Source organism: Cedecea sp. NFIX57, assembly GCF_900177785.1.
GTDB classification, from domain to species: Bacteria; Pseudomonadota; Gammaproteobacteria; order Enterobacterales; family Enterobacteriaceae; genus Cedecea; species Cedecea neteri_C.
Map to the genome: position 1 here is coordinate 1 of NZ_FXAS01000055.1, position 15,016 is coordinate 15,016.

At 53.8% G+C, this 15,016-nt stretch carries 15 protein-coding genes, 2 tRNA genes and 1 rRNA gene; 12 read left to right on the top strand and 6 right to left on the bottom strand.

The annotated features are described in order from the left end of the window. The 3 genes from rrf to dkgB all read left to right on the top strand — a co-directional run. A 5S ribosomal RNA gene (rrf, locus tag B9Y90_RS27710) occupies nucleotides 1–78 on the top strand; the annotation flags it as partial. A 55-nt stretch (nucleotides 79–133) separates the two neighbouring features. Beyond that, nucleotides 134–210, top strand: a tRNA-Asp gene (locus B9Y90_RS24335). A 175-nt stretch (nucleotides 211–385) separates the two neighbouring features. Then, complete coding sequence (gene dkgB / locus B9Y90_RS24340) at nucleotides 386–1,192, top strand: 2,5-didehydrogluconate reductase DkgB (RefSeq protein ID WP_085542912.1); 807 nt, start codon at nucleotides 386–388, stop codon at nucleotides 1,190–1,192. Between the two features lie 6 nt (nucleotides 1,193–1,198). Here the strand turns inward: dkgB and yafC are convergent, their stop codons facing one another. Then, nucleotides 1,199–2,101 (bottom strand): DNA-binding transcriptional regulator YafC, encoded by a 903-nt coding sequence (gene yafC / locus B9Y90_RS24345; protein ID WP_039290469.1) that lies wholly within the window; start codon nucleotides 2,099–2,101, stop codon nucleotides 1,199–1,201. A gap of 104 nt (nucleotides 2,102–2,205) precedes the next feature. Here yafC and B9Y90_RS24350 point away from each other — a divergent pair, with 104 nt between their 5' ends. The 3 genes from B9Y90_RS24350 (at nucleotide 2,206) to B9Y90_RS24360 (ending at nucleotide 5,170) form a co-directional block, all read left to right on the top strand. Continuing rightward, complete coding sequence (locus B9Y90_RS24350; RefSeq protein ID WP_085542913.1) at nucleotides 2,206–3,381, top strand: MFS transporter; 1,176 nt, start codon at nucleotides 2,206–2,208, stop codon at nucleotides 3,379–3,381. Between the two features lie 146 nt (nucleotides 3,382–3,527). After that, on the top strand, nucleotides 3,528–4,331 hold the full coding sequence (locus tag B9Y90_RS24355) for an endonuclease/exonuclease/phosphatase family protein (protein WP_039290472.1): 804 nt from the start codon (nucleotides 3,528–3,530) through the stop codon (nucleotides 4,329–4,331). A 71-nt stretch (nucleotides 4,332–4,402) separates the two neighbouring features. Continuing rightward, nucleotides 4,403–5,170 (top strand): class I SAM-dependent methyltransferase, encoded by a 768-nt coding sequence (locus tag B9Y90_RS24360; RefSeq protein WP_085542914.1) that lies wholly within the window; start codon nucleotides 4,403–4,405, stop codon nucleotides 5,168–5,170. Nucleotides 5,171–5,216: 46 nt separating this feature from the next. Here B9Y90_RS24360 and mltD read toward each other — a convergent pair whose 3' ends face one another. Further along, nucleotides 5,217–6,587, bottom strand: a complete 1,371-nt coding sequence (gene mltD / locus B9Y90_RS24365) for a murein transglycosylase D (RefSeq protein ID WP_085542915.1) — start codon at nucleotides 6,585–6,587, stop codon at nucleotides 5,217–5,219. 70 nt (nucleotides 6,588–6,657) lie between these two features. Then, nucleotides 6,658–7,413, bottom strand: a complete 756-nt coding sequence (gloB, locus tag B9Y90_RS24370; RefSeq protein ID WP_085542916.1) for a hydroxyacylglutathione hydrolase — start codon at nucleotides 7,411–7,413, stop codon at nucleotides 6,658–6,660. Between the two features lie 35 nt (nucleotides 7,414–7,448). Here gloB and B9Y90_RS24375 point away from each other — a divergent pair, with 35 nt between their 5' ends. Continuing rightward, nucleotides 7,449–8,213 (top strand): class I SAM-dependent methyltransferase, encoded by a 765-nt coding sequence (locus B9Y90_RS24375; protein ID WP_085542917.1) that lies wholly within the window; start codon nucleotides 7,449–7,451, stop codon nucleotides 8,211–8,213. Here B9Y90_RS24375 and rnhA read toward each other — a convergent pair. Continuing rightward, the gene (gene rnhA / locus B9Y90_RS24380) at nucleotides 8,167–8,643 is read right to left on the bottom strand and encodes a ribonuclease HI (RefSeq protein ID WP_039290486.1); all 477 of its coding nucleotides are present in this window, start codon (nucleotides 8,641–8,643) and stop codon (nucleotides 8,167–8,169) included. The two genes, B9Y90_RS24375 and rnhA, sit on opposite strands and share 47 nt — an antisense overlap. Nucleotides 8,644–8,709: 66 nt before the next feature. On the opposite strand from rnhA, the gene dnaQ reads away from it, so the two are divergent. Beyond that, complete coding sequence (dnaQ, locus tag B9Y90_RS24385; RefSeq protein ID WP_085542918.1) at nucleotides 8,710–9,441, top strand: DNA polymerase III subunit epsilon; 732 nt, start codon at nucleotides 8,710–8,712, stop codon at nucleotides 9,439–9,441. Between the two features lie 134 nt (nucleotides 9,442–9,575). Next, nucleotides 9,576–9,652 (top strand) — tRNA-Asp (locus B9Y90_RS24390). Between the two features lie 113 nt (nucleotides 9,653–9,765). Here the strand turns inward: B9Y90_RS24390 and B9Y90_RS24395 are convergent. Both B9Y90_RS24395 and B9Y90_RS24400 read right to left on the bottom strand, forming a co-directional pair. After that, nucleotides 9,766–10,689 carry a DMT family transporter gene (locus B9Y90_RS24395; protein ID WP_085542919.1) on the bottom strand — a complete coding sequence of 308 codons (924 nt, stop codon included), beginning with the start codon at nucleotides 10,687–10,689 and terminating at the stop codon, nucleotides 9,766–9,768. 147 nt (nucleotides 10,690–10,836) lie between these two features. Continuing rightward, on the bottom strand, nucleotides 10,837–12,330 hold the full coding sequence (locus tag B9Y90_RS24400; protein WP_039290494.1) for an NCS1 family nucleobase:cation symporter-1: 1,494 nt from the start codon (nucleotides 12,328–12,330) through the stop codon (nucleotides 10,837–10,839). A 143-nt stretch (nucleotides 12,331–12,473) separates the two neighbouring features. Between B9Y90_RS24400 and B9Y90_RS24405 the strand changes: the two genes are divergently transcribed. From B9Y90_RS24405 to puuE, 3 genes are read left to right on the top strand one after another with little or no spacing between them, the layout of a single operon-like run. After that, a complete protein-coding gene (locus B9Y90_RS24405) occupies nucleotides 12,474–13,187 on the top strand; it encodes a GntR family transcriptional regulator (RefSeq protein WP_085542920.1) in 714 nt (237 codons plus the stop codon). A 2-nt stretch (nucleotides 13,188–13,189) separates the two neighbouring features. Continuing rightward, entirely contained in the window at nucleotides 13,190–13,927 is a 738-nt protein-coding gene (hpxA, locus tag B9Y90_RS24410; RefSeq protein WP_085542921.1) for an allantoin racemase, read from the top strand. Nucleotides 13,928–13,944: 17 nt separating this feature from the next. Further along, a complete protein-coding gene (gene puuE, locus B9Y90_RS24415) occupies nucleotides 13,945–14,901 on the top strand; it encodes an allantoinase PuuE (RefSeq protein ID WP_085542922.1) in 957 nt (318 codons plus the stop codon). Nucleotides 14,902–15,016 lie beyond the last annotated feature (115 nt).

Sequence of the window (15,016 nt, forward strand, 5' to 3'; positions counted from 1 at the left end):
GCCGAACTCAGAAGTGAAACGCCGTAGCGCCGATGGTAGTGTGGGGTCTCCCCATGCGAGAGTAGGGAACTGCCAGGCATCAAATTAAGCAGTAAACCGGGGCAACAAACCGGTGGTTGTAGAAAAATTCGGTGGAGCGGTAGTTCAGTCGGTTAGAATACCTGCCTGTCACGCAGGGGGTCGCGGGTTCGAGTCCCGTCCGTTCCGCCACTTATTTAAGCCCTGAGTCTTAGACTCAGGGCTTTTTTGTTTTTAAATTTCATCATCTGTGATGACATTGTTGCTGATTTAGCAAAAATCTTCTGCATTTATTCGTCTTTTTTACCTGAGTCCTCCCCGGCATACTCTGCCTCATACAAACGCACACCCTATAATGAGGTTAATAATGGCAATTCCTGCATTCGGTCTGGGCACTTTCCGCCTGAAAGACGACGTCGTCATCGCATCGGTTAAAACTGCACTGGAGCTGGGCTATCGCGCAGTAGACACTGCTCAAATCTATGATAATGAAGCAGCCGTTGGCCAGGCTCTGGAAGAAAGCGGTATTCCGCGTGATGAGCTGTTTATCACCACCAAAATCTGGATCGAAAATCTTAGTAAGGACAAGCTGATCCCAAGCCTGAAAGAGAGCCTGGCGAAGCTGCGCACTGATTATGTCGATCTGACGTTGATCCACTGGCCATCGCCAAACGATGCTGTACCTGTGGCAGAATTTATGCAGGCACTGTTGGCGGCTAAAGAAGCTGGTTTGACTCGCCAGATTGGGATTTCTAACTTCACGGTTGAACTGATGCAGCAGGCCATCGACGCTATTGGCGCTGAAAACATCGCGACCAATCAGATTGAGCTCTCTCCCTACCTGCAAAACCGCACCGTTGTTGAGTGGGCTAAACAGCACAACATCCACATCACGTCTTATATGACGCTGGCGTATGGCAAGGCACTGGCGGATGAAACGATTGGTCGCATTGCACAGAAACATCAGGCAACCCCTGCACAGGTGATTCTGGCGTGGGCGATGGCTATGGGTTACGCAGTCATTCCTTCATCCACCAAACGTGAGAATCTCGAAAGCAACCTGCAGGCGCTGAACTTGAAGCTGGATGCAGAAGACATGGCGGCTATTGCTGCTCTGGAATGCAATGACCGTCTAGTGAGCCCGGAAGGTCTGGCACCGAAGTGGGATAACTGATCCTGATTACGGCCCTTCAGGGGGCCGTTTTACTGCGTCACTCAGAAAATCAATAAATGCACGAATACGTGTACTGACCGCCCGGTCGCTATAGTACACCGCGCTAAAAGGCATATTGACCGGCAAAAGCTTGTCCGCAAGCACCTCAACAAACTCTCCGCTTTCAATTTCTTTATCAATCATAAAATCTGACAGACAGGCGATACCGTTTCCCGTCAGGCACAGCTGCTTAAGCGTTTCTCCACTATTCGAAGATAATCCAGGCTTGATCTCAAAAAGCTGCCCATCCGCCTGCGAAACCGGCCAGCGGTTAAGAGATGAGGGTTCGGTAAAGCCCAGGCAGACGTGATTCACCAGATCGGCGGCATTCTCCGGTGTACCGTTAGCGGCCAGATACTCAGGTGAAGCAATAATCTTGCGGTAGCTACTAAAGAGCGGCCGGGCACGCAGGCTTGAGTCGGTTAAATTGCCCACGCGAATAGCCACATCGACTTTACGTTCGATCAGGTTAATAAAGGTTTCTGAAGAGACAAGCGAGAGCGTCATTTCCGGGTAGCGTTCGCGAAACGGTTTTATCAGCGGCATCAGTAAATGCAGCATGACCGGCGTTGCGGCATCAATGCGTAATAATCCCCGCGGCGTTTGCTTGCTTTCCATCACTTCATTTTCGGCTGCGGCCATCGCCTGCAGAATCTGCTGTACGTTACGGAAGTAGCGTTCACCTTCCTCCGTCAGGCTCAGCTGCCGAGTTGTGCGGTTGAGCAGGCTTACACCCAGCTTCATCTCCAGCTTTTTAACCGTTCTGCTTACCGCAGAGTTAGCCTGTCCCAGCTGTTCTGCTGCGCGGCTGAAGCTCCCGCTCTCTACTACGGCAACGAAAATCGCAAGTTCTTCCGATGTAGCCTTCATTATTGCTCCACAAGCAAAATTCTATTGAGATTTTACATATTTTTGTTATTTAAGCATCCCGCCATACTGCGTGTCATCAAAAGACACCTGTTATGGAGTAAATTATGCCTCTGGCGCTTCTCGCACTGACAATCAGTGCGTTCGCAATCGGTACCACCGAATTTGTGATTGTCGGGCTTGTACCGACCATTGCTGAGCAGCTCGCTATCTCTGTGCCGTCGGCAGGATTGCTGGTTTCTATCTATGCCCTGGGCGTAGCAATTGGCGCGCCTGTTCTCACAGCTTTAACGGGCAAACTTCCGCGTAAACAGCTGCTGATCGGGCTTATGGCGCTGTTCACCGTGGGTAACGTCATCGCCTGGCTATCGCCTAATTACGAGACTCTGGTTGTGGCACGTCTGCTAACAGGTCTGGCACACGGCGTGTTTTTCTCTATTGGCTCAACGATTGCGACAAGCCTTGTGCCTAAAGAGAAAGCAGCTTCGGCCATTGCCATTATGTTTGGTGGCCTGACGGTAGCGTTGGTGACCGGCGTGCCATTAGGAACGTTCATCGGGCAGCATTTCGGCTGGCGTGAAACCTTCCTCGCGGTATCTGCTATTGGCGTGATCGCGTTAATCAGCAGCATGATCCTTATCCCGAAAGATATTCCTAACCGTGCGGTGGCGGGAATAAAAGAACAATTACAGGTATTAACACATCCACGTCTGGTGCTGATCTATCTGGTTACCGCTCTCGGCTACGGTGGCGTGTTTACCGCCTTCACTTTCCTTGCTCCAATGATGCAGGATCTGGCCGGCTTCTCACCTTCTGCAGTTAGCTGGATCCTTCTAGGTTATGGTGTATCGGTGGCTATCGGTAACATCTGGGGGGGGAAACTGGCGGATCGTCACGGTGCCGTACCGGCTCTGAAGTTTATCTTTGCCGCTCTGGCCGCGTTACTTCTGGTCTTCCAGTTCACCGCGCATTCGCATGTTGCTGCCTTGCTGACGATTTTGGTGATGGGTGTTTTTGCTTTCGGCAATGTGCCGGGATTACAGGTTTATGTTGTCCAAAAAGCTGAGCAATACACCCCAAATGCGGTAGATGTTGCCTCCGGGCTCAACATTGCGGCATTTAACGTAGGGATTGCCCTGGGCTCGATTATTGGTGGGCAGACTGTACAGAACTTCGGCCTGTCACAAACGCCATGGATTGGTGCTGTGATTGTTGTCCTGGCGTTGTTGCTGATTGGCTTAAGTGGCCGACTCGATAAGCAATCGCGGGTTGCTATCAGTTAAGTTTTACCTTTCCGGGGCGTGACTGTATACGCTCCGGGAAGGCAATGGTTTGTAATGGTCGTTGAAAGTCTGCGCTAAAGTCCCTATAACTGAAAGATAGCCTGCGAACTGCAGGCAAGTTGAGTTACAGAGGTCGTTAACCAAACGTGCACAAGAATACCTATGCCATGCGATATGTAGCCGGACAGCCAGCAGAGCGCATTCTGCCTCCTGGTTCGTTTGCGACTATCGGCCAGGCATTACCCCCCGGTGAACCTTTACCCGGTCAGGACACAATACGTGTTCTGGTGTGGAATATCTTTAAGCAGCAGCGAGCCGACTGGCTTTCGGTGCTGCAAACCTTCGGCAAAGATGCACACCTGATGTTGTTACAGGAAGCGCAAACGACGCCTGAACTGGTCAGGTTTGCGACCACTAACTATCTGGCTGCCGATCAGGTCCCTGCTTTTGTTTTACCCCAGCATCCCTCGGGCGTAATGACGCTGTCTGCTGCTCATCCGGTTTATTGCTGCCCGCTGCGGGAACGTGAGCCGATCCTGCGCTTATCTAAATCAGCTTTGGTCACGGTCTACCCGCTGCCAGACGGGCGCATGTTGATGGTGATTAACATCCACGCCGTCAATTTTAGCCTCGGTGTAGATGTCTACAGCAAGCAGTTGGGGCCTATTGGAGACCAGATAGGGCATCACAACGGGCCGGTGATCATGGCCGGTGATTTCAATGCCTGGAGCCGCCCGCGTATGAATGCGCTCTTCCGTTTTGCCCGCGAGATGACGCTCAGGGAAGTCCGCTTTACTGACGACCACCGCCGCCGGGCGTTTGGTCGTCCTCTCGATTTTGTGTTCTATCGTGGCCTGAACGTCACCGAAGCTTCGGTGCTGGTGACCCGTGCATCAGACCATAATCCGCTACTAGTTGAATTCCGTCCCGGCAAGCCTGAGCTGAAATAAGGTTCGTCAGGTCTGCCGTTGGGCAGACCTGTGCGCTGCCCTTTTTCTCACTTAACCGCAAGGACATAACGATGACAACGCAATCCCATCACGACAAAGTTGGCCAACAGTTTGGATCTCAGGCCAGCGCCTATTTAACCAGTACGGTTCATGCTTCCGGGCGCGATCTGGAGCGGCTTAGCGCAAGGCTGAATGACTTCCCGCATGCCACGCTCCTGGATATGGGATGTGGGGCAGGGCACGCCAGTTTTATTGCCGCGGCTAAAGTGAAATCGGTGGTGGCTTATGATCTGTCCGAGCAGATGCTGGCCGTCGTTGCTGAGGCGGCAACAACGCGTGGAATAGCGAATATCGCGACGCGTCAGGGATATGCGGAATCATTGCCGTTTGACGACGCTACTTTTGACGTGGTGATCAGTCGCTACTCAGCACATCACTGGCACGATGTCGGCCAGGCGCTGCGTGAAGTAAAGCGCGTGCTTAAGCCTGGTGGTATTGCCATCTTTATGGATGTGACCTCGCCAGGCCATCCGGTGAAGGATATCTGGCTGCAAACGGTCGAGGCGCTGCGTGATACTTCGCATGTGCGTAATTATTCCAGCGGAGAGTGGCTTAGCCTGTTCAATGATGCGGGCCTGGTCACGCACAGCGTGTTGTGCGACAGGTTGAATTTGGAGTTCACCAGCTGGATCGCCAGAATGCGCACGCCGATAGTGTTATCGGACGCAATCCGCGCCTATCAAAAAAGTGCCTCGGACGAGGTGAAGCAATACTTTGAATTACAGCGGGATGGATCGTTCACCAGCGATATCATCATGCTGGAAGCGCGAAAGGCGTGACGTAAAAAAGAAAAGGCACCATAAGGTGCCTTTTTTGTTCTGACTATCAGGTATCCGGAGAGTTGTTGCCGCTGACAAACAGCGTCAAACGGTCACCCGGTTTCAGGTCATCGGTACCGCTGTTCCAGCGCATCACATCTTTGATGTTCACGCCGTGGCGTTTAGCAATACTCGATAACGAGTCGCCTTTGCGCACCTGATAAGTGATGCTGCTGTTATCGGCCAGCTGCGTTGAGCTACTTTTCACGCTGAGCGTCTGCCCAACTTTAAGGTGAGCACCGCGCAGGTTATTCCAGCTCTGCAAATCCTTAGCGTTCACACCGAGGCGTGAAGCAATGCTGGACAGAGTATCCCCTGAACGCACTTTATAAGATTTGTTGCCGCCCGCGTTGAGACGGTTATCCGCCACCAGCGTTGACTGTAAAGCATCGATCTCACCAGAAGCCAGAGAGGCTTTCAGCTGATCGGCATGCTTCTTCGGCACCATCACATAGCGCTGATTTTTTCCAACGGTAGTGCTTTTCACGCCGGCGTTGAAGGTTTTCAGGTTGGTGAGCGACATGCCAGCCATTTCGGCGACCTGCGTTAACTCAACCGGATTGCTCACTTCAACACGCGCCAGCGCGCGGCTTTCATCCGTTGTCGGCAGACGTACGCCGTACTTCTGACTGTTTTTGAGTATGTCACTCAACGCCAGCATTTTCGGTACGTAGATCTTTGTTTCACGCGGCAAAGCCAGCGACCAGAAATCGGTAGGTTTACCCCGCGATTTGTTCGCTTTAATGGCGTTTAACACACGGCCTTCACCGCTGTTATACGCCGCCACGGTCAACAACCAGTCGCCGTCAAACATCTTGTTCAAACGCTGCATCATGTCCAGTGCTGCGGTGGTGGAAGCCACTACATCACGGCGTGCATCGTACGCTTTGGTCTGCTTCAGACCGTAATTGCGCCCCGTACTTGGAATAATCTGCCAAATGCCTGCGGCATTCGCGCTAGACGTCGCGTGGGGGTCAAAAGCGCTCTCCACTATGGGTAGTAGTACTAGTTCCATTGGCATGTTGCGTTTCTTAACTTGCCCGGCAATCCAGTACATATACGGCTCTGCCCGTAATGTTACATCGTGGAGATAGCTCTTATTACTCAGGTACTTCTGTTTCTGTTCGCGGATACGGACGTTTTCCGGTATCCCCATCTTTAGCTCGTTGCCGATGAAGTTCCACAGGTTTTGATCTTGCGCGAGGAAGGTTCCATCATCCATCCATCGCGCGGAGGTCGCTCGACCCGTGTACTTTCCTGCTTCACCTTGACCAGCTGCAGACAGACTCTGTGCGTGCTGTTGAATGTTGGCATCATGCTTTGACGCCTGGCACCCGACAAGCAAGACAGAGGCGAGTAGTATCGCTTTTGCCTTCATGTGTGTGTCAATGGTTGCTTAAAAGACGAGCGATGATACCGTCGCCTTTTCGACAACACAACCAGAATATTCAGAAGCTGTCCTTCTTTGTCCTTAACCAGGCGAATATCTCCTGGGGTTGTTGCAAGTTTGTTTCTTTTTTTATTTTTTCTTTTAAAACAGCATCTTCAGTGCGTAAAAAAATATTTATTTCGCGTTCAGTTTGCAAAGAAGACGGCAAGGTTGAATGATTTTTTGCGCGTAACTCCTTAACTTTCCGATAGTATCCTCCTAAATGCTCATCATGGGGTAGAATACTTAAGGAAAACTTTATGTTTGATTCCGTATACTCATGTGCGCAACAAATCAGTGTATCGGCAGGTAGTTCATTAAGCTTTTGAAATGAATTAAACATTTGTTCTGCTGTGCCTTCAAAAAGCCTTCCGCAGCCGCCTGAAAACATTGTGTCGCCGCAAAATAGATAAGGAAAACTAAAAATAGAGATATGTCCTAAAGTGTGACCAGGTGTTGCTATCACGCGAAATTCACGCCCAAGCAGGCTAAACTTATTCCCTTCGCCCACGATCTGAGTGGCACCTTTCTGCCGGGTTTCCTCCGGGCCGTAGACCTCAATTTTCGGATATTTGTCCTTTAAGTGCTGAACGCCGCCCACGTGATCGGCATGATGATGGGTCAGCAGAATGGCCTCCGGCTGCCAGCCGTTTTCCTCTATTGCTTTCAAGACCGGAGCGGCGTCGCCCGGATCAACGATCACACATTTTCCCTGCTCGTTATTAAGCACCCAGATGTAGTTATCCTGGAAGGCACGAATACTGTTAAGATTCATAGTTCAACCTCTCTATAGCCATTAAGAAGGTAGTGATGAAACCGGCAAGGATACCTGAGATTATCACTTCCCCCCATCATTGGGCGCAGCTGCGATGGGGAGAACACTATCGGAACGCACTCGAAGAGCAGCTCCGCCCGTGGCTGTCGAAAATGTTCGGCTTTCACTTATTGAAAATCGGCAATCTGAGTGCGGAAGTGAACACTGAAGCCTGCGCGATTTCGCATCAGGTTAATGTGGCCCAGCAGGGTGAACATCTACAGGTTAATGCCGATCCTCTGCACTTGCCGTTTGCGGCGAAGTCGGTGGATGCTTGCCTGTTGGCACACACCTTGCCGTGGTGCCCGGATCCCCACCGCTTGCTGCGGGAAGTGGATCGTGTCCTGATCGACGACGGCTGGATCGTGCTCAGCAGTTTTAATCCCATTAGCTTGCTGGGGCTGGGCAAAACGGTCCCGTTCCTGCGTAAGCGTGCGCCTTATAATAGCCGAATGTTTACCCCAATGAGGCAGCAAGACTGGCTATCGTTACTGAATTTTGAAGTGATGTACCGGCGCAGTTTTCAGGTGCTACCCTGGCATAAGCAAGGGGGACGTTTGCTGAGTACGCATCTGCCGGCGCTGGGCTGTATGCACGTTATCGTGGCGCGGAAACGTACGTTGCCACTAACGCTAAACCCAATGAAGAGCCGCAAAGCGAAAAATCAGATTCGCTCGGCGGTAGGAGCCACGCGGCAGTACCGCGAAGCTGTTGTTAAGGTGCCGCCGCGTCCGGCTGATACCCCACATCCTCATGAGTAGGACGAGAGGCCGCGTTGCGTGCCAGCTCGTCACAGCGTTCATTTTCCGGATGGCCCGCATGCCCTTTGACCCATTCCCACTTAATCTGATGGTGGCTTAAGGCGGCATCCAGGCGCTTCCATAAATCGACGTTTTTCACCGGCTTTTTATCCGCCGTCTTCCAGCCACGTTTTTTCCAGTTGTGGATCCACTGGGTAATGCCCTGGCGGACGTACTGGCTGTCGGTGCTGAGGACCACATCGCAGGGTTCGATCAGCGCCTCAAGCGCGACGATAGCGGCCATCATCTCCATGCGGTTATTGGTGGTGAGGCGAAACCCTTCGCTGAAGATTTTCTCGTGCTGCTTGTACCGCAAAATCGCACCGAAACCGCCCGGCCCTGGATTCCCCAGGCAGGAGCCATCGGTGAAAACTTCTACCTGTTTACGCATCTCTGGTAGACTTCCTGTGATGAAAACGTCAAGTCTGACACAAACGAGCGCGATGAGCACAGCTATATGATTTCTACCCCCACCAGACAAATAGTCCTCGATACCGAAACCACCGGTATGAACCAGATCGGTGCTCATTATGAAGGGCATCGGATTATCGAGATCGGTGCGGTTGAAGTGATCAACCGCCGCCTGACGGGCAACAACTTCCACGTCTACCTCAAGCCCGACCGGCTGGTGGACCCTGAAGCTTTTGGCGTTCACGGTATTGCGGACGAATTCCTGGCGGATAAGCCGACCTTCGATCAGGTTGCAGACTCGTTCCTCGACTATATTCGCGGCGCCGAGCTGGTCATTCATAACGCCTCCTTTGATATCGGCTTTATGGACTACGAGTTCAGCAAGCTGCGGCGCGACATTCCCAAAACGGACACCTTCTGCAAGGTCACCGACAGCCTGGCAATGGCCCGCAAGATGTTCCCGGGCAAGCGAAACAGCCTTGATGCGCTCTGCTCACGCTATGAAATAGACAACAGCAAACGTACGCTGCACGGCGCATTGCTCGATGCCCAAATCCTGGCCGACGTTTATCTGATGATGACTGGCGGGCAAACGTCACTCAAATTCTCTATGGGAGGTGATGTGCAGCAGCAGCAGGGTAGCGGCGGTATTCAGCGCGTGGTGCGTCGTGCATCAGGCATGCGGGTGATCCACGCCAGTGATGAAGAGCTGGTGGCCCATGAATCGCGTCTTGATTTGGTGCAGAAGAAGGGCGGCAGCTGTCTCTGGCGCAGCTAAAAATAGCCAAAATGAGTTAAAAATCGCCACTCAGGTGATTTTTGCGGCAAACGGTTAATTTTATGATAAAAAGCGTTGACGGTTATCGGGGCAATCCGTAATATCCGCTTCGTTCCCGACGGGGAACAAAACGCGGAGCGGTAGTTCAGTCGGTTAGAATACCTGCCTGTCACGCAGGGGGTCGCGGGTTCGAGTCCCGTCCGTTCCGCCACAATTCAGAAGGCCTGAGTCAGCAATGACTCAGGCCTTCGTCGTTTCTGCCTTTCGTAAAAATTCGCCGCCATCCCTGCGCAGTCATAGCGCGAGGATGGGTTGACGTTCTCCCTAATGCCTGCTGGCCAACGCCACGCCGATCAAAATAGTCGCAATCCCGATGATATGGAAAAGATGCAGCGTTTCGCCGAGAAACACCAGCGACAGCACCACGCCAAAGACGGGAATCAGGTGAATGCTAAGCCCGGCGCGCGCGGCTCCGACGGCCTCCACACAGCGTCCGTACAGCAGGTAGGAAACAAAAGAGGGGAATGCACCGAGGAACACGACCGCTGAAATCGTCATGGTATTCCAGTGCGGCACAGCCCCGGTGCTCATTTCATGCAGCCACAGCGGCAGTGTCACCACCAGCGCGATAGCCACCTGAACGCCCAGCAACCCCATGCGGCTAATATCGGAAGGGATTTTTCGGATCCACAGCGTATACAGCGCAAAGCAGGCCATGGCCGCCAGCAGCATCAGATCACCCGACGAAAACGCCATTTGCAGCAGCCCGTGAATATCGCCCTTAAAGATAATAAACAGCACACCACAGCAGGAAATTGCCAGGCCTACCACCTGCTTAACGCTCAGCTTATGCCCAAAAAATAGCGCGCCAAACAGCATAATCAGCACCGGTATACAGGAGTTAAGCAACAGCGCGTTGGTACTCGAAGTGTGGTGCAGGCCGATGTACACCAGCAGGCTAAAGCAGACGATCCCCGTCACCGACACGGCGACGATCCAGCCCAGATACTCCCGATAGCGGCGAAAGTCTCTTTTTATATAAGGGAGCGCAAACGGCAGAATCACAATCAGCGCCACCAGCCAGCGCATAAAAGTGAGTCCCACCGGGGGAATATCGTTGCGAACGGCTTTGCCGACGATGTAATTACACGCCCAAAGCAGCGGCGGAATGGTGAACAGGAGCAAAATATACCAGGCCGATGGCTTATGGGGGGCAGCCTCAGTGGCCGACTTCTTACTGCTGAGCAAGGGACTCTCCTTTGACACGGGATTTTGCTGGAAAGGACGAAGGGAGAATATATTACTCGCTGTCGGGCCAGTCGTCGTCGTGGAGAAGAAAAAGAGTATGTCTGAACATTAAAGGGCCTGAACCCGTGCGGGCTCAGGCCTCAGTGTTTACTCTTTGGAGGTAGCGACGCGGCCAGCAAAACCGGCAGCAACGCCGACCTTTTCACTACGCGCCAGCCAGCGGTAGCAGCTCAGGCCGAGGAAGACACCGATAAACCAGCTGAAGTTGGCGACTTCATGCAGCGAAGGAATAAAGCTGATGGTCAGGCAGACGGCAACCGAAGGTACCAGGGCGATAATCGCTTTCGGGTTAAAGCCGTTGCTGTACCAGTAGCGGCCTTTCGGCGTGTCGTTAAACAGATCGTCGACGTGAATTTTACCGCCTTTCACCAGGTAGAAGTCCGCCAGCAGGATGCCGAACAGCGGCCCAATGAACGAGCCCAGCACATCCAGCGTGTAGTGGATCAGCTCCGGGGACTGGAACAAGTTCCACGGTGTCAGCAGCACAGAACCCACCGCGGCGATCATTCCGCCCGCACGGAAGCTGATCTTCTGCGGCGAGCAGTTAGAGAAGTCGAACGCCGGAGAAACAAAGTTCGCCACGATATTGATCCCGATAGTCGCGGTGATCATTGTCAACAGGCCAATCGCCATCGCGAGGCTGTTACCGATATGGCTCACGGTTTCGATTGGGTCAGTGATCATTTTGCCGAACAGCGACTGAGTACCGGACACAATCACCACGGTCACAATAGAGAACAGCAGGAAGTTAAACGGCAGGCCCCAGCGGTTGCCGCGGCGGATCTCATTCATGCTTTTACCGTAGCGAGAGAAGTCGCCAAAGTTCAGCAGCGGGCCGGAGAAGTACGACACCACCAGCGCGGTGGCGGTGATCATCTGCCACACCTGCTCGCCGGAGCTAAGCTGCTTGCTGGCTAAGGTAAAGGAGATGCCATCGAAGCCGGTCTGATACAGGATCCAGCCTGCCAGCGCCATCATCACGATGTATACGGCAGGGCCGGCGATATCAATGAAGCGCTTAATCGCGTTCATCCCATGCCAGAACACCATCGCCTGCAGCACCCACATAATGCCGAAGCAGATCCAGCCGAGCTGAGACAGGCCGAGGAAGCTCACGCCCGTCATTGGGGCAAGCGTTGGCCAGAACTTCAACAGCACCAGCATTAAGGCGTTAGCGGCCAGGTAAGTTTGTATCCCGTACCAGGCGAAGGCGATAAGCCCGCGGATCACCGCCGGAATATTCGCGCCGAAGACGCCGAAAGCCTGGCGGCAAATTACCGCGTAAGGCACGCCCGCCATCTGGCTGGGCTTGGCGACCAGGTTGGCACAAAACTGCACGATGCAAATCCCTGCCAGCAGGCAGATCAGCACCTGCCAGCTGGCAAGCCCGAGCGTAAAGAAGCTGGCTGCCACCACATAGCCGCCCATGCTGTGTACATCAGACATCCAAAACGAAAAAATATTATACCAGGACCAAGTCTGGTGGCGGGTTGGGGCCAGGTCATCGTTGCACAGGCGCGGGCTGTAGCCGGCGTTGGCACTCTCTTTCATGGCTGTTGCGTTGTTCTCTATACCTGGCATGGGATCTGCTCCTATAAAAACAGAAGATGGATTACGTCTGCCATAGGTATTGCAGGAACCAGGCCAGGTTTGCATTTCTTGTATTCAATTATCAATGATATTGTATACAAATAAAGGGTGCCTGGTGCTAACAGGAGAGGTGAATGAAACGTGATTTCGGGGTGACAGCCCCAGCAGAACTGCATGATAAAGAAGCCGTTATCTGGCAATCGCTGATGACGGCGATGGTCGAACATCAGCTGCCGCCGGGCAGCAAACTGCCGGAAGAAGCGCTGGCGGACGTTTTTGGCATCAGCCGAACTGGGATCCGTAAAGTCTTAACGCGCCTCGCAACGGTGCAAATGATCACCATGCTGCCCGGGCGTGGTGCATTTGTGGCGATGCCGGACGTCGACGAATCAAAAGCGATCTTCCAGACGCGCTCCGTTCTCGAATGCGCCAACCTGCCTCATGTACTCGAGCATCTTCAGGCTCCGCACCTTGCTGCGCTGCGTAAAATCATCCAGCAGGAAGAAAAGGCGCACCGCGACGGAGACGGGCCGGCGGCAATCCGCCTGTCCGCGGCGTTTCATATTCAGCTGCAGGCTATTTCCGGCAACGCCGTGCTGACGGAAATGGTCACCAGTTTGACGCACCGCTCCTCGCTGGTGATCGCTGCCTGGGGCGCGCCGTGGCAGCGGGGCTGCCGCTGTGACGATCATGAACACCTTATTGATCTGCTGCGTAAAAAAGACATTGAGCCGCTGACCCTGGCGATGAAGCACCACTTCGATCACATCGTTTCCAGCCTGCATTTTGAACGCAGCGGTGAAACCACTCCAGACTTCGCCCGCCTCTTCGGCACCCGACAGGAATAACCATGCCACAGCCTATTATTCAAGTGATCAACCCTAACACCAGCCTGGCGATGACGCACACCATTGCAGAAGCCGCGCGTAGCGTTGCCGCCCCCGGTACGCAAATCCTCGCGACTTGCCCGGAGCAGGGTGTGGAGTCAATCGAAGGGCACTTTGATGAAGCCATTGCGGCCATTGGCGTGCTGGAGCAAATTCAGCAGGGCAAAGCGCAGGGCGCGAGCGGGCACGTCATCGCCTGCTTTGGCGACCCTGGGCTGCTGGCGGCACGTGAGATAGCCAGCGGGCCGGTGATTGGTATTGCCGAAGCGGCCATGCATATGGCCACGATGGTCGCCACCCGCTTCTCTATTGTCACCACGCTGCCGCGCACGGTGATCATCGCCCGCCATTTGCTGCAGCAATACGGCTTCGAGCATCACTGCGCGGCGCTGCATGCCATCGATCTGCCCGTTCTGGCGCTGGAAGACGGCACCGGGCTGGCTCAACGCATGGTGCGTGAGCGCTGCATTCAGGCCAAAAAAGAAGACAATAGCGGGGCAATCGTGCTGGGCTGCGGCGGCATGGCAAACCTGGCGAAAGAACTCACCGAAGAGATTGGTATCCCGGTTATCGACGGCGTCACCGCGGCGGTGAAGCTGGTGGAGTCGCTGGTTGCGCTGGGCATCGGCACCAGCAAATTTGGCGATCTCGCTTATCCGAATAAAAAGCCGCTTTCCGGCTCTTTTGCTCGCCTGGGTTAAGGTTACAGAGGCCAACTATGACGGAAGAACAAAAGCGTAATCGCTACCCTTTTACCGAAAACTATCCGCGCGATCTCGCCGGTTATGCGGGAAATCCTCCCCATGCGCAGTGGCCGAACGGCGCGCGTATTGCGGTTCAGTTTGTCCTGAACTTTGAAGAAGGGGCGGAAAACAACGTGCTGCACGGTGACAGCGGCTCGGAACAATTTCTCTCCGACATCATCGGGGCGGCCAGTTTCCCCGATCGCCATATGTCGATGGATTCCCTGTACGAATACGGCTCCCGGGCAGGGTTCTGGCGTATCCACAATGAATTCCAGAAGCGTGGTCTGCCTCTGACCGTGTTTGGCGTCGCCATGGCGCTGGCCCGCAACCCGGAGATTGTGGCCGCGATCAAAGCCGCCGATTACGACGTGGTCAGCCACGGCTGGCGCTGGATCCATTATCAGAATATGGACGTTGCCACCGAGCGCCAGCACCTGCATCAGGCGATGGAAATCCTTGAAGATCTGTTTGGCTCCCGCCCGCTGGGCTGGTACACCGGGCGCGACAGCCCCAATACCCGCAGGCTGGTAGTTGAGCACGGCGGTATCCTGTACGACAGCGATTACTACGGCGACGATCTGCCTTTCTGGAGCAAAGTAGCCTGCGAAGACGGCAGCACCAAACCCCATCTGATCGTGCCGTATACGCTGGATACCAATGACATGCGCTTCGCCACCGCGCAGGGGTTCAATACCGCTGAGCAGTTCTATACCTACCTGAAAGACAGTTTCGACGTGCTGTATGAAGAAGGCGACACGGCACCGAAGATGATGTCCATCGGCATGCACTGCCGCCTGTTGGGGCGACCAGGCCGGTTCCGGGCGCTGCAGCGTTTTCTGGATTACGTGCAGCAACATGAAGGGGTGTGGATTTGCAGAAGGCAGGACATTGCCGAGCATTGGGTGAAGACACATCCGTATATTGAGTAATACTTTTTGCTATCAGGATGTTATCCCCTTGTATGTTTAAAGTCACTTCAGTTACCCGCCGTCAGGCGGGTACACTGTCAAAGCGTTTGACCTGATGCCACAGCCCGTTTCCCCT